Below are 13,236 nucleotides of genomic sequence, written 5' to 3'. Positions count from 1 at the left end.
CACGCGCGAAGCCGCAGCGACACTCGTGCGCGACGTGCTTGCACACGATGCCGCGACGCTGCTCGATGCCGATGCGCTGAACCTCGTCGCGACACATGCCGATCTCGCGACCGCCGTCGCCACCCGCGGTACCCGCGGCAATCCGTGCGTGCTGACGCCGCATCCGCTCGAAGCCGCCCGGCTGCTCGGCAGCGACACGGCGACGATCCAGCGCGACCGTGTCGCGGCCGCGCAGGCGCTTGCGGCGCGTTATGCGGCGAACGTCGTGCTGAAAGGCTCGGGCACAGTGATTGCGGCGCCCGACGGCCGCGTGACGATCAATCCGACCGGCAACGACGCGCTCGCCACGGGCGGCACCGGCGATGTGCTCGGCGGCCTGATCGGCGCGTTGCTCGCGCAGCGTGTCGCACCGTACGAAGCAGCGCTCGCGGGCGTCTACCTGCACGGTCTCGCGGCCGACACGCTGACCGCGCACGGCACCGGCCCGGCCGGACTCACGGCCGGCGAACTCGCGCCGATGGTGCGCACGCTGATCAATCGCCTTTTTTATGCGTCGCCGCGCGCCGACACATAACGCCGCTATACTGACTGCCCCGCCGCACGGCGGGCCCTCTCGTCCGCCGGCTTTCCGATCCCGATGAGCCGGCGCGGCATTCCTCCCGATTCACGCTTCACTCGAACCGCCATGACGCTGAAATCGCTCCCCGCCTGGACTGCCCTTCAATCCCACTTCGAACAGATCCGTCACGCCCGGCTGCGCGACTGGTTCGCGCCGGAAAACGACCACGCGCCGACCCGTGCGGAACGCTTCACGATTCCGGGCGGCGGTCTCGCGGCCGATTTCTCGAAGAACCGCATCAACGACGACACGCTGCGCCTGCTCGTGCAGCTCGCGCGCGACGCGGGCGTCGAAGCGCGCCGCGACGCGATGTTCGCGGGCGAGATCGTCAACCCGACCGAGGGCCGTGCCGCATTGCACACCGCGCTGCGCGCGACCGATCCGCAAGCGCCGTTCCACGCACAGATCAGCGCCGAGCGCGCGAAGATGGCGACCTTCGCGCGCGCCGTGCGCAGCGGCACGTGGACGGGCTACACCGGCAAGCGCATCCGCCACGTGATCAACATCGGCATCGGCGGCTCCGACCTCGGGCCGAAGATGGTCGTGCATGCGCTGCACCACGTCGCGACACCTGAAATCACCACGCATTTCGTGTCGAACGTGGACGGCGCCGATCTCGCGCGCGTGCTCGAACAGGTCGATCCCGAGGAAACGCTCGCGATCATCGTGTCGAAGACCTTCACGACGCTCGAGACGATGACGAACGCACGCTCGCTGCGCGACTGGTTCGTCGCGCGCGGCTGCCCCGAGGACGCACTCGCGAAGCACTTCGTCGGCGTGTCGGCGAACCCGGCCGAAGTCGTGAAGTTCGGCATCGCCGCCGACAACGTGTTCGAAATGTGGGATTGGGTCGGCGGCCGCTATTCGCTGTGGTCGGCAGTCGGCCTGTCGATCATGATCGCGATCGGCCCCGAGCAGTTCGACGAGCTGCTGGCCGGCGCGGACGACATGGACCGTCATTTCCGCGAAGCGCCGCTCGAGCGCAACCTGCCCGTGCTGCTCGGCCTGATCGGCATCTGGTACCGGAATTTCTTCGGTTCGCAGAGCTATCTCGTCGCGCCGTATTCGGAAGCGCTGCACTACTTGCCGTCGTACCTGCAGCAGCTCGAAATGGAGAGCAACGGCAAATCCGCGCGCCTGGACGGCACCTTCGTCGACTACCCGACGTCGGCCGTCACGTGGGGCGAGCCGGGCACCAACGGCCAGCATGCGTTCTTCCAGATGCTGCACCAGGGGCCGACGATCGTGCCGATCGACTTCATCGCGGTGCTGACGCCCGAGCATCCGCTCGCGAGCCATCATCCGAAGCTGCTGGCGAACTGCTTTGCGCAGAGCGAGGCACTGATGCTCGGCCGCACGCTCGACGAAGCGCGCAAGGTCGCCGGTCCGGGCAAGGAAGCGCTCGCGCCGCACCTGACGTTCCCGGGCAACCGCCCGACGACGACGCTGCTCGTCGATGCGCTGACGCCGCGCACGCTCGGCGCGCTGATCGCGCTGTACGAACACAAGGTGCTCGTGCAGGCAACGGTGTGGGACATCAATCCGTTCGACCAGTGGGGCGTCGAGCTCGGCAAGATTCTCGGCAAGGTAGTGGAAGCCGACCTGTCGTCCGAGTCGGTCGATCCGGCAAAGCACGACTCGTCGACCACCGCGCTGATCGAGCGCGCCCGCGCAGCGCTGAAGCGTTGAAGCGCTGACGCAACGGCGTCATGACGATGCCGGCCGCGCAGCCCTGCCTGCGCGGCCGGCCGAAAAAATCAGGCGCCGCGCCGCTCCGCATGCGGCTCGACGATGCGTCCAGCGTCGATCGTCACGGTCGTCGCACAGCGGCGCGCAAGTTCGACATCGTGCGTGACGAGCACGAGCGTGGCACCATGCGTGCGGTTCAGTTCGAACATCAGGTCGATGACCGCATGGCCCGTGGCTGCATCCAGGCTGCCGGTCGGCTCGTCGGCGAACAGGATCGCCGGGCGCGTGACGAATGCGCGCGCAAGCGCGACACGCTGCTGCTCGCCTCCGGACAATAGCTTCGGATAATGCGCGGTACGCTCGCCGAGACCAACCTGCACGAGCAGCGCCCGGGCACGATCGGCTGCCTCACGCGCACTGATGCCGCCCTGCAGCTCGAGCGGCAGCATCACGTTCTCGAGCGCCGTCAGGTGCGGCATCAACTGGAACGACTGGAACACGAACCCGACTGCGCCGTTGCGCAGCGCCGCGCGTGCATCCTCGTCGAGCTGGTCGAGCGCGCGGCCGAGCAGGCGAACCGTGCCGCTCGTCGCGCTGTCCAACCCTGCAAGCAGGCCGAGCAGCGTCGATTTACCCGACCCCGACGCGCCGACGATCGCGAGGCTGCTGCCTGGCTGCACGGCGAGCGTGATGCCGTCGAGGATCGTCAGCTCGCCCGTTGCATCGGCGACCCGCTTGCACACGTCATGGACTTCGATGATCGGATCGGTAATCTTGAACATGGACACGACATTTCGCTGGAAAAGACGCGCGGCGTTCGCCGCGCTGCTGGGCACCCTGCTGGCCGCCACCGTACCGGCACGCGCTGCGACGACGCCGGCCGCGACATCGGGCCAGCCCGTGATCGTCGTGCTCGGCGACAGCCTGTCGGCCGAATACGGGCTGCCACGCGACTCCGGCTGGGTGGCATTGCTGCGGCAACGACTCACGACCGAGCGAATCGATTATAGCGTCGCGAACGCCAGCGTCAGCGGCGACACCACGAGCGGCGGCCGTGCACGGCTGCCCGCCGTGCTGCAGCGGCTCAAGCCGTCGATCGTCGTCGTCGAGCTCGGGTCGAACGATGCGCTGCGCGGCGTGCCGCTCGCCACGACCGAGCAGAACCTGCGCGACATCATCGCCGGTGCACGACAGGCGCGGGCGAAGGTCGTGCTGGTCGGCATGTACGTGCCACCCAATTACGGCCCCGACTACACGCAGAAGTTCCACGCCGTCTATACGCGGCTGTCGAAGGATCTCGGCGTGCCGCTCGTGCCGTTCCTGCTGGCCGGCATCGAGAACAAGCCGGAGTTGTTCCAGGCCGACCAGATGCATCCCGCGCAGCAGGCACAGGGCATTCTGCTCGACAACGTCTGGCCGGCGCTGAAACCGCTGCTCGGCAAGCCGCGCGGCTGACGCCACCGCCCCCCCCCCGGAAAACAAAAAGCCCCGCATGAAGCGGGGCTTTTTTTGTTGCGTGCGAAACGACGCTCAGTTGTCGCCGTCCTGCGACTGGCCGGCCGTCGAGCCGTACAGCTTCACCTTCGAGCGATCGCGCAGCGCGGCGAGATACGCTTCGCCTTCGCTTTGCGCGTCGACCTGCGCCATCTGCTGCTGCGCGGCCGCCAGTTGCTGCGGATCGACCGCCGAACCCGGGATCACCGCGTTCACGCGGTAGATCGCGTAGCCGTCCGCGCCGAGATCGACACCGACGTAAGCCGGCAGCGTCTTCGCGTCGACCTTGTACACGGCGCTCAGTGCAGCCGGCGTCAGGCCCTGCGACTGCGTGCGCGAGACCTTCTGCGCGACCGCGAACCCGTCCGTCGACTTCGACTTCTGCAGTTCGGCGAGCTTCGCCGCGCCATCCTTCTTCGCGAGTTCCGCAGCCTGCTCGGCGACGACCTTCTGGCGTACGACGTCCTTGATCGCGTCGAGTGCGGGCACGGCAGCCGGCTTGTAGTCGGTCACGCGCGCGGAGATCAGCGTGTTGTTGCCGACGTCGATCGCCTGCGTGTTGTTCTGGCTCTTCACCGAGTCGTTCGCGAACACGGCGGCCAGGAACTTCGGATTGTTCAGCGGGCTCGTCGGCGGCAGCTGCGGATTCGGCGTCGGCGTGACGGTGGCCGTCTGGATCGTCAGCTTGTACTTGTCCGCGGCCGGCTGCAGCGTCTTCGCCTTTTCGTAGACGGTGGACGTGAAGCCTTCTGCGTTGTCCGTGAACGCCTTCGATGCGTACTGCTGCTTCAGGTCGACTGCGATCTGATCCTTCACGTCGGCGAACGGCTTGACGGCGGCCGGCTTCACTTCCGTTGCCTTCAGGATGTGGAAGCCCAGATCCGACTGCACGACACCGCTCACGTCGCCCTGCTTGAGTGCGAACGCGGCATCGTCGAACGCCTTGCCGCCCGCCGTCGAGCCACGCGTGATGAAACCGAGGTCGCCGCCCTTCGCAGCCGACGGCGCGTCCTGCGAGCCCTTCTGCGCGATCTGCGCGAACTGGTCCGGGTGTGCCTTCACGTCGGCCAGCAGCTGCTCGGCCTTCGTCTTCGCTGCCGCCTTGTCGGCCGCGCTTGCGCTGCCCGGCGCGGCGATGAAGATGTGGCTCACGCGAACCTGCGCTTCGGTACGGAAGTGCGTCGGGTTGTCGTCGTAGAACTTCTTGATGTCCGCATCGGTCGGCTGCGCGCTCGCGGCCGCTGCGGCCGGCGAATAGACCAGGTACTGGATCGTCGCGGTTTCCGGCGTCGCGAAGCTCTGCTTGTGCGCTTCATAGTACGCGGCGAGCTGCGCATCGGTCGGCTGGACCTTCGCCGCGAAGTCGCTCGTCTTCAGCACGAGCGCCTGCACTTCGCGCTGCTGCGCGGCGAGTTCGGACAGGCGTTGCGCGAGGCTCTTCGGCGTGAATGCACTCGACACGATGCTGGCCGGAATCTGTTGCAGCGAGAGGCTGTAGCGCACGCGCTCCTGATACTGCTCGGGCGTCATCCCCTGGAACGACAGCAGTTGCGCATAGCGCTCGACGTCGATCGAACCGTCGGGCTTCTTCAGCGACGCGATCATCGGGTCGCTCATCAGCGCGTCGCGCACGGCGTTGTCGGATGCGGTCAGGTGCAGACGTTGGGTCTCGTCGGCCAGCACGCGTTGCTGGATCAGGCCGTCGAGCACCTGCTTGCGGTGCTCGGGCGTATCGAACATCTTGATGTCGAACTGCCCGCCGAGCGCCTGACGCGCCTGGTCGATCTGCTGGCGGAACGCGCCGTCGAACTCGACCCGCGTGATCTTGTGCCCGTTGACTGCCGCGACGTTCGCGCTATCGTCGAAGAAGCCGCGGAAGCCTTGGATCCCGACGAAACCCAGCCCCGGCAACACGATCAGGAGCAGGAGCGCCATCATCAGGCGCTGGTGATTACGGAAGAAATCGAGCATGCGTGACGGGAAAATTGGACAAAACGACCGATATTACAACATACGGGGTGGGACGGGAGAAAAGCAGACGTACTGCGGGCGAGTACGACGCGACAACCAGGCGCACAAAACAAAAATGCCCGCGTTGCGCAGGCATTTTCGCGTGAGCGGCGAAGCGGACGGGACTCGCCTGCATCCTGCAGACCACGCAACCGGCTCCCTTCACTCGGCCGCTACGCGCCCGAAACGTTTCCCAATCGGAACCGAAAATAAAAAAGCCCGCACAAGGCGGGCTTCTTCATTTTTTGGCGGAGCGGACGGGACTCGAACCCGCGACCCCCGGCGTGACAGGCCGGTATTCTAACCGACTGAACTACCGCTCCTTGGTCTGGCTGAATCAGGAAACTGGTGGGTGCTGAGGGGTTCGAACCCCCGACCTACGCCTTGTAAGGGCGCCGCTCTACCAGCTGAGCTAAGCACCCGTTTCCGATTCGTTCTGGCTGCGATCTGCGTTTCGGCATCAACAACCAGCGAGCCCGCAAGTTTAATTCATCCCCGATCATTTTGCAAAGCCCTGACGTGAATTTTTTTAACACTCGCGCGCATGATTTCAATACGCATAAAAAAACCCGCGGCCATGCCGCGGGTTTCGTGAACAACCGTCAGGAAGGACGGTGTCCCGATGCTTAGTGCTTGACGAATTCCGTCGAGCCGGCATCCTTCGCTGCGTCAGCAACCGGTGCCGCCGCCTTCGCCTCTTCTTCCGGCGGCAGCGGGGTCGGCGAACGCTCGAGCGCGAGTTCCAGCACCTTGTCGATCCAGCGGACCGGCACGATCTCGATCGCGTTCTTCACGTTGTCCGGAATCTCGGCGAGATCCTTCACGTTCTCTTCCGGAATCAGCACGAGCTTGATGCCACCGCGATGTGCTGCGAGCAGCTTCTCCTTCAGGCCACCGATCGGCAGGACTTCACCACGCAGCGTGATTTCGCCCGTCATCGCGACATCGGCACGCACGGGGATACCCGTCAGCACCGATACCAGCGCGGTCGTCATCGCACCACCGGCGGACGGACCGTCCTTCGGCGTCGCACCTTCCGGCACGTGGATGTGGATGTCCTGCTTCTCGAACGCTTCGTCCTTGATGCCGAGACGACGCGAACGCGAGCGCACGACCGAACGTGCCGCCTCGACCGACTCCTTCATCACGTCGCCGAGCGAACCCGTACGGATCACGTTGCCCTTGCCCGGCATCACCGCGGCTTCGATCGTCAGCAGATCGCCACCGACTTCCGTCCACGCGAGGCCCGTCACCTGACCGACCTGGTTTTCCTTCGCCGCGAGGCCGAAGTCGTACTTGCGTACGCCGAGGAACGTATCGAGGTTTTCGCCGTCGACCTTGATCGCGCCCGATGCCTTCTTCAGCAGCAGCATCTTCACGACCTTGCGGCAGATCTTCGACACTTCCCGCTCGAGCGAACGCACACCGGCTTCGCGCGTGTAGTAGCGGATGATGTCGCGGATCGCCTGCTCGGTGACCTCGATCTCGCCTTCCTTCAGCCCGTTGTTCTTCTTCTGCTTCGGCAGCAGGTAACGCTGGGCGATGCTGACCTTCTCGTCTTCCGTGTAACCCGACAGACGGATCACTTCCATTCGGTCGAGCAGCGGCGGCGGGATGTTCAGCGAGTTCGACGTCGCGACGAACATCACGTCCGACAGATCGAAGTCGACTTCGATGTAGTGGTCGGCGAACGTGTGGTTCTGTTCCGGATCGAGCACTTCGAGCAGCGCCGACGACGGATCGCCGCGGAAATCCATGCCCATCTTGTCGACTTCGTCGAGCAGGAAGAGCGGATTGCGCACGCCGACCTTCGTGAGGCTCTGCAGGATCTTGCCCGGCATCGAACCGATGTACGTCCGGCGGTGGCCGCGGATCTCGGCTTCGTCACGCACGCCGCCGAGCGCCATCCGGACGAACTTGCGGTTCGTCGCGCGGGCGATCGACTGGCCGAGCGAGGTCTTGCCGACGCCCGGGGGCCCGACGAGGCACAGGATCGGTGCCTTGACCTTGTCGACGCGCTGTTGCACCGCGAGATACTCGAGGATCCGTTCCTTCACCTTCTCGAGGCCAAAGTGATCCTCGTCGAGCACCTGCTCGGCATTCGACAGGTCGTTGTTGACCTTGCTCTTCTTGCGCCACGGCAGGCCGATCAGCGTGTCGATGTAGTTGCGCACGACGGTGGCTTCCGCCGACATCGGCGACATCAGCTTCAGCTTCTTCAGCTCGGCGTCGGCCTTCTTCTTCGCTTCCTTCGGCATGCGCGCGGCGTTGATGCGCTTCTCGAGTTCCTCGAGATCGGCGCCCTCTTCGCCTTCGCCCAGCTCCTTCTGGATCGCCTTGACCTGTTCGTTCAGGTAGTACTCGCGCTGGCTCTTTTCCATCTGGCGCTTCACGCGCCCGCGGATGCGCTTTTCGACCTGCAGGATGTCGATCTCGGCTTCGAGCTGCGCGAGCAGGTGCTCGAGGCGCTCGATGACCGGGAACATCTCGAGGATGTGCTGCTTCTGGTCGAGCTTCAGCGGCAGGCGCTCGGCGATCATATCGGCGAGGCGGCCTGCTTCGTCGATGCCCGACAGCGACGTGAGGATCTCCGGCGGGATCTTCTTGTTCAGCTTCACGTACTGGTCGAACTGCGACACGATCGCGCGGCGCAGCGCTTCCGTTTCAGCGCTGTCGGCGTGATCGGGCTCGAGCGGCATCACTTCGCAGGAGAATTGCGTTTCCTGCTCTTCGATCGACAACGCCTTCGCGCGCTGCAGGCCCTCGACGAGCACCTTCACGGTGCCGTCCGGCAGCTTCAGCATCTGCAGGATGTTGGCGATACAGCCGACCTCGTACATGTCCTTTTCGGTCGGTTCGTCCTTGGCCGCGGTTTTCTGGGCGACGAGCATGATGTGCTTGCCGCCTTCCATCGCTGCTTCGAGGGCCTTGATCGATTTCGGCCGGCCCACGAAGAGCGGAATCACCATGTGCGGGAAAACGACGACATCCCGCAGCGGCAGCAGCGGGAGCGTGATGCGTTCCGGCGGGAGAAGTTGGGTGCCTGACATTTCATTTCCCCATGAGTGGAATCAATTGTTCGGTAATTGAGGCCGCCACAACGAATTGCAAGCCTTCAAGTGCGGGAAATATTCGGTAAGAAAGTAACCACCGCGTGTCGAGTCAGAGTTACCCACAAGATAAACGAAAAAAAGCCGCCCACGGTCTCATGAACGGCCTTTTTCGCAGAACATCGTCGGCAAGCCGGTCAGTTCGAACCCGCCACCTTCGGCGTGTCCTCGTAGATCAGCAAAGGCTTGCCGTCGCCATCGATGACGTTCTCGTCGATGATGACTTTGCTGACCCCTTTCATCGTCGGCAGTTCGTACATCACGTCGAGCAATGCCTGTTCGATGATCGAACGCAAACCGCGCGCGCCGGTCTTGCGGCGGATCGCCTTGCGGGCGACTGCCTGCAGTGCGCCCGGCCGGATCTCCAGCTCGACGCGCTCCATCGCGAACAGCTTGTGATACTGCTTGACGAGCGCGTTCTTCGGCTCGACGAGGATCTTCATCAGCGCGGCTTCATCGAGCTTGCCGAGCGTCGCGACCACCGGCAGGCGGCCGATCAATTCGGGGATCAGACCGAATTTGATCAGGTCTTCCGGTTCCGTTTCGCGCAGCACTTCGCCCGCGTCGCGTTCCTGCTTGCTCTTGACCGTCGCGCCGAAGCCGATACCGGTTTTCTCGGTACGGTCGGTGATCACCTTTTCGAGGCCGTCGAATGCACCGCCGCAGATGAACAGGATGTTGGTCGTGTCGACCTGGATGAAATCCTGGTTCGGGTGCTTGCGGCCACCCTGCGGCGGCACCGACGCCATCGTGCCCTCGACGAGCTTCAGCAGCGCCTGCTGGACACCCTCGCCCGACACGTCGCGCGTGATCGACGGGTTGTCCGACTTGCGGCTGATCTTGTCGATTTCGTCGATGTAGACGATCCCGCGCTGGGCCTTGTCGACCTCGTAGTTGCAGTTCTGCAACAGCTTCTGGATGATGTTCTCGACGTCCTCGCCGACGTAGCCGGCTTCGGTCAGCGTCGTCGCATCGGCGATCACGAACGGCACGTTGAGCAACCGCGCGAGCGTCTGCGCGAGCAGCGTCTTGCCGGAGCCCGTCGGGCCGATCAGCAGGATGTTGCTCTTCGACAGCTCGACGTCGTCCTTCTTGTCGAGATGCTTCAGGCGCTTGTAGTGGTTGTACACGGCCACCGCGAGGATCTTCTTCGCGCGCTCCTGGCCGATCACGTACTGATCGAGGATGTCGCGAATTTCCTGCGGGCTCGGGAGATCCGACCGGGACAGGCTGGCCTCGACGCCGGCGGCAGCCGCCTCGTCGCGAATGATTTCGTTGCAGAGGTCGATGCACTCATCGCAGATGAACACCGACGGGCCCGCGATGAGTTTTTTCACCTCATGCTGGCTTTTCCCGCAAAACGAGCAATACAACAGCTTCTCGCTGTTCGAACCTTTTTTGTCCGCCATGAATGTAGAGCCTCCGGACAGGTAAATGACATGATACGCCGAATGCTCCGAGCGCCGCGCCTAGGGCGCGACCGGAGCCGGCTGGATGCGCTTGCCGCAGATGCTCAGGGCGTTCGGGACGTCGCAGGGGCGCCGCACGAATCGGGGCGGCACCCCACTTAAGCTCACGGGCGCTTCAGCAGCACCTGATCGATCAGCCCGTACGCCTTCGCATCCTCGCTCGACATGAAGTTATCACGGTCGGTGTCACGCGCGATGCGCTCGACGTCCTGGCCCGTGTGCTGCGCGAGCAACTGGTTCAGCCGCTCCTTCAGGTAGAGGATTTCGCGTGCCTGGATCTCGATGTCGGATGCCTGGCCGCGCGCGCCGCCGAGCGGCTGGTGAATCATCACGCGCGAGTTCGGCAGCGCGAAACGCTTGCCCTTCGCACCCGACGCGAGCAGGAACGCACCCATGCTGGCCGCGAGGCCCATGCACAGCGTCGACACGTCCGGCTTGATGAACTGCATCGTGTCGTAGATCGCCATGCCGGCCGACACCGACCCGCCCGGGCTGTTGATGTACAGGCTGATGTCCTTGTCGGGATTCTCGCTCTCGAGGAACAGCAGCTGCGCAACCACGAGGTTGGCGGTCTGGTCGTTCACTTCGCCGACCATGAACACCAGGCGCTCCTTCAGGAGACGCGAGTAGATATCGTACGAACGCTCGCCGCGGCCGCTCGTTTCGACGACGATCGGCACCAGCCCCAGCGCTTGCGCCTCGAAACCCTGCGGCGCGTTCGAAGCAAGCATGTCCAGCAATTCAGCGCGAGTGATCATTCAATGAACCTTGTTCGAATGGAAAATTGAACGGAAGGAAGCCGCCCGCTCAATCGCCATATTAATGGCAACCGTGCGCTTGACGTAAAAACGGCGTGCGGGCCGTCGCTCCGACAGCCGGCACGCCGCTAGAGCAACACTTACGCTTGCGCCGATGCGCTCGCGAGTGCTTCGAAGCTCACTTCCTTGTCCGTCACCTTCGCCTTGCCCAGCACGAAATCGACGACGTTGCTTTCAACGACGAACGCTTCCATCTCGGCGAGGCGCTGCTGGTTCGAATAATACCAGCGGACCACTTCCTTCGGGTCTTCGTAGCTCTTGGCGAACTCGTCGACTTCCGCGCGGATCTGTTCCGGCTTCGCTTCGAGGCCGTTCGACTTCACGAGCTCGGCCAGCACGAGGCCCAGCTTCACGCGGCGTTCCGCCTGCTCGGTGAACATCTCGGCCGGGATCGGTGCGTCCTTCGCGTTCGGCACGCCGCGCTGCGCCAGATCCTGGCGAGCCATTTCGACGAGGCGTTGCTGATCCTGCTCGATCAGCGCCTTCGGCACGTCGAGTTCGGAGATCTTCAGCAGCGCGTCCATCACCTGGTTCTTGACGATCGACTGCGTGCGGCGCTTCGCTTCACGCTCGAGGTTTTCCTTGATCTCGCCGCGCATCTTCGTGAGATCGCCGTCTTCGATGCCGAGCGACTTCGCGAATTCACCGTCGATTTCCGGCAGGTGCGGCCACTCGATCTTCTTCATCGTGACCGTGAATTGCGCCGTCTTACCCGCGACGTCCTTGCCGTGGTAATCCTCCGGGAACGCCAGGTCGAACGTGCGCGATTCGCCGTCCTTCAGGCCCAGCGCTGCCGTTTCGAATTCCGGCAGCATGCGGCCTTCGCCGAGCACGAACGGGAAATCTTCAGCCGTGCCGCCCTGGAACGCGACGTCGTCGATCTTGCCGACGAAGTCGACCGTCACGCGGTCGCCGTTCTTCGCTGCGGTGTCCGCGCCGCCGTCGCCGTGCTCGCCGGCTTCGCCACGTGCGTGGAAGTGCACGCGCTGCTTGCGCAGGATGTCCAGCGTGCGGTCGATTTCGGCGTCGCCGATCGACGTCGTCGAGCGCTCGACTTCAGCCGTCGCCAGATCGCCGATCTTGACTTCCGGATACACCTCGAACGTCGCGTCGAATGCGTATGCACCTTCAGCCTGCTCCTGCTTCGGCTCGAAGCTCGGCTGGCCAGCGACGCGCAGGTTTTCCGCGCGGCTGATCGTGAAGAATTCCTGGCCGATCTTGTCGCTCAGCACTTCTGCCTCGACCTGGCCCGCATACTGTTGCGCGACCATCTTCACCGGCACCTTGCCCGGGCGGAAACCCGGCATGCGCACGGTCTTCGCGAGTTTCTGGATACGGGCGTCGATTTCCTTCTGCACGGTGTCTTTCGGCAGGGAAATCGTCACGCGGCGTTCAAGCTTGCCGAGGTTCTCAACAACGTTAGCCATGGCTTCAATCGTCCTAAAATTATTCGAGCGAATCGGGTTTTCCTTGCCGTGCCTGCCTGCGGCGGGATGTGCATCACATCCACTCGCCGCGCCGGAGCGCCACGCCATCCCTGCACGCGCCGGATGGCTAGCGCAAGCGGCTCGGAGCACGGCTTTGGCCGGAAGAATCGACTATTCTAGCAAACAATTTTCATCACACCGCCAGATCGGCGCGATGCACATGCGTCTGCGCCGCGTCAACGGCCCTTTGCACGGCAATGCAAGCGGATCGCCGCTATGCCGAACGCCGTATCCACCACGGGCCCGCCATCCTGTAAGCTCCGATTGAGGGGTCGTCGCCGTCGCGGCCCCAATATTCTTCACACCAATCACGCCTTCCGGAGACACCATGCCGCAACACCCGTCCGCGCCTGTCGTCGTCATCGCGCCCGATTCGTTCAAAGGCTCGCTTTCCGCCGAGCAGGTCGCGGACGCGATCGCCACCGGCATCCGCCGCGCCCGGCCCGACGCTGTCGTGCGCTGCTGCCCGATGGCCGACGGCGGCGAAGGCACGCTCGACGCGATGCTGGCTGGCGGGGGCACACGGCGCGCGCTGCGGGA

The 13,236-nt window shown here is 64.3% G+C and carries 10 protein-coding genes and 2 tRNA genes; 4 read left to right on the top strand and 8 right to left on the bottom strand.

Annotated elements, in window-relative coordinates:
* Together G3N99_RS23065 and pgi are read left to right on the top strand one after the other, a co-directional pair.
* On the top strand, positions 1-574 hold a 574-nt coding region (locus G3N99_RS23065), incomplete at its 5' end, for an NAD(P)H-hydrate dehydratase (RefSeq protein WP_206123555.1).
* A gap of 111 nt (positions 575-685) precedes the next feature.
* Complete coding sequence (gene pgi, locus G3N99_RS23060; protein ID WP_174941203.1) at positions 686-2,308, top strand: glucose-6-phosphate isomerase; 1,623 nt, start codon at positions 686-688, stop codon at positions 2,306-2,308.
* 68 nt (positions 2,309-2,376) lie between these two features.
* Here pgi and G3N99_RS23055 read toward each other — a convergent pair whose 3' ends face one another.
* Positions 2,377-3,090, bottom strand: a complete 714-nt coding sequence (locus G3N99_RS23055) for an ABC transporter ATP-binding protein (protein WP_206123554.1) — start codon at positions 3,088-3,090, stop codon at positions 2,377-2,379.
* Here G3N99_RS23055 and G3N99_RS23050 point away from each other — a divergent pair.
* Positions 3,089-3,763, top strand: a complete 675-nt coding sequence (locus tag G3N99_RS23050) for an arylesterase (protein WP_174941207.1) — start codon at positions 3,089-3,091, stop codon at positions 3,761-3,763. The two genes, G3N99_RS23055 and G3N99_RS23050, sit on opposite strands and share 2 nt — an antisense overlap.
* 75 nt (positions 3,764-3,838) lie before the next feature.
* Here the strand turns inward: G3N99_RS23050 and G3N99_RS23045 are convergent, their stop codons facing one another.
* The 7 genes from G3N99_RS23045 to tig form a co-directional block, all read right to left on the bottom strand.
* Positions 3,839-5,773: a SurA N-terminal domain-containing protein gene (locus G3N99_RS23045; RefSeq protein WP_206123553.1), complete on the bottom strand. Its 1,935-nt coding sequence runs from the start codon at positions 5,771-5,773 to the stop codon at positions 3,839-3,841.
* Between the two features lie 285 nt (positions 5,774-6,058).
* Positions 6,059-6,135, bottom strand: a tRNA-Asp gene (locus tag G3N99_RS23040).
* Positions 6,136-6,158: 23 nt separating this feature from the next.
* Positions 6,159-6,234: transfer RNA gene (locus G3N99_RS23035), tRNA-Val, on the bottom strand.
* Between the two features lie 204 nt (positions 6,235-6,438).
* The gene (gene lon / locus G3N99_RS23030; protein ID WP_011352361.1) at positions 6,439-8,862 is read right to left on the bottom strand and encodes an endopeptidase La; all 2,424 of its coding nucleotides are present in this window, start codon (positions 8,860-8,862) and stop codon (positions 6,439-6,441) included.
* A gap of 197 nt (positions 8,863-9,059) precedes the next feature.
* Positions 9,060-10,331, bottom strand: a complete 1,272-nt coding sequence (gene clpX, locus G3N99_RS23025) for an ATP-dependent Clp protease ATP-binding subunit ClpX (RefSeq protein ID WP_006489345.1) — start codon at positions 10,329-10,331, stop codon at positions 9,060-9,062.
* A gap of 164 nt (positions 10,332-10,495) precedes the next feature.
* The gene (clpP, locus tag G3N99_RS23020) at positions 10,496-11,149 is read right to left on the bottom strand and encodes an ATP-dependent Clp endopeptidase proteolytic subunit ClpP (RefSeq protein WP_010092137.1); all 654 of its coding nucleotides are present in this window, start codon (positions 11,147-11,149) and stop codon (positions 10,496-10,498) included.
* A 140-nt stretch (positions 11,150-11,289) separates the two neighbouring features.
* Positions 11,290-12,636 (bottom strand): trigger factor, encoded by a 1,347-nt coding sequence (tig, locus tag G3N99_RS23015; protein WP_174941210.1) that lies wholly within the window; start codon positions 12,634-12,636, stop codon positions 11,290-11,292.
* 388 nt (positions 12,637-13,024) lie between these two features.
* Between tig and G3N99_RS23010 the strand changes: the two genes are divergently transcribed.
* The coding region (locus G3N99_RS23010; protein WP_206123552.1) for a glycerate kinase at positions 13,025-13,236 on the top strand (212 nt) is incomplete at its 3' end.

It is taken from the genome of Burkholderia sp. Ac-20392, from assembly GCF_017104585.1.
GTDB lineage: Bacteria > Pseudomonadota > Gammaproteobacteria > Burkholderiales > Burkholderiaceae > Burkholderia > Burkholderia lata.
Note: the sequence above shows the minus strand (reverse complement) of the source record. Positions and strands in the feature narration are given on the sequence as shown.

Excerpts from the sequence above, each read along its gene's own strand:
- pgi (WP_174941203.1), top strand. The coding sequence starts at position 686 with ATGACGCTGAAATCGCTCCCCGCCTGGACTGCCCTTCAATCCCACTTC.
- G3N99_RS23050 (WP_174941207.1), top strand. The coding sequence starts at position 3,089 with ATGGACACGACATTTCGCTGGAAAAGACGCGCGGCGTTCGCCGCGCTG.
- G3N99_RS23055 (WP_206123554.1), bottom strand. The coding sequence starts at position 3,090 with ATGTTCAAGATTACCGATCCGATCATCGAAGTCCATGACGTGTGCAAG.
- G3N99_RS23045 (WP_206123553.1), bottom strand. The coding sequence starts at position 5,773 with ATGCTCGATTTCTTCCGTAATCACCAGCGCCTGATGATGGCGCTCCTG.
- lon (WP_011352361.1), bottom strand. The coding sequence starts at position 8,862 with ATGTCAGGCACCCAACTTCTCCCGCCGGAACGCATCACGCTCCCGCTG.
- clpX (WP_006489345.1), bottom strand. The coding sequence starts at position 10,331 with ATGGCGGACAAAAAAGGTTCGAACAGCGAGAAGCTGTTGTATTGCTCG.
- clpP (WP_010092137.1), bottom strand. The coding sequence starts at position 11,149 with ATGATCACTCGCGCTGAATTGCTGGACATGCTTGCTTCGAACGCGCCG.
- tig (WP_174941210.1), bottom strand. The coding sequence starts at position 12,636 with ATGGCTAACGTTGTTGAGAACCTCGGCAAGCTTGAACGCCGCGTGACG.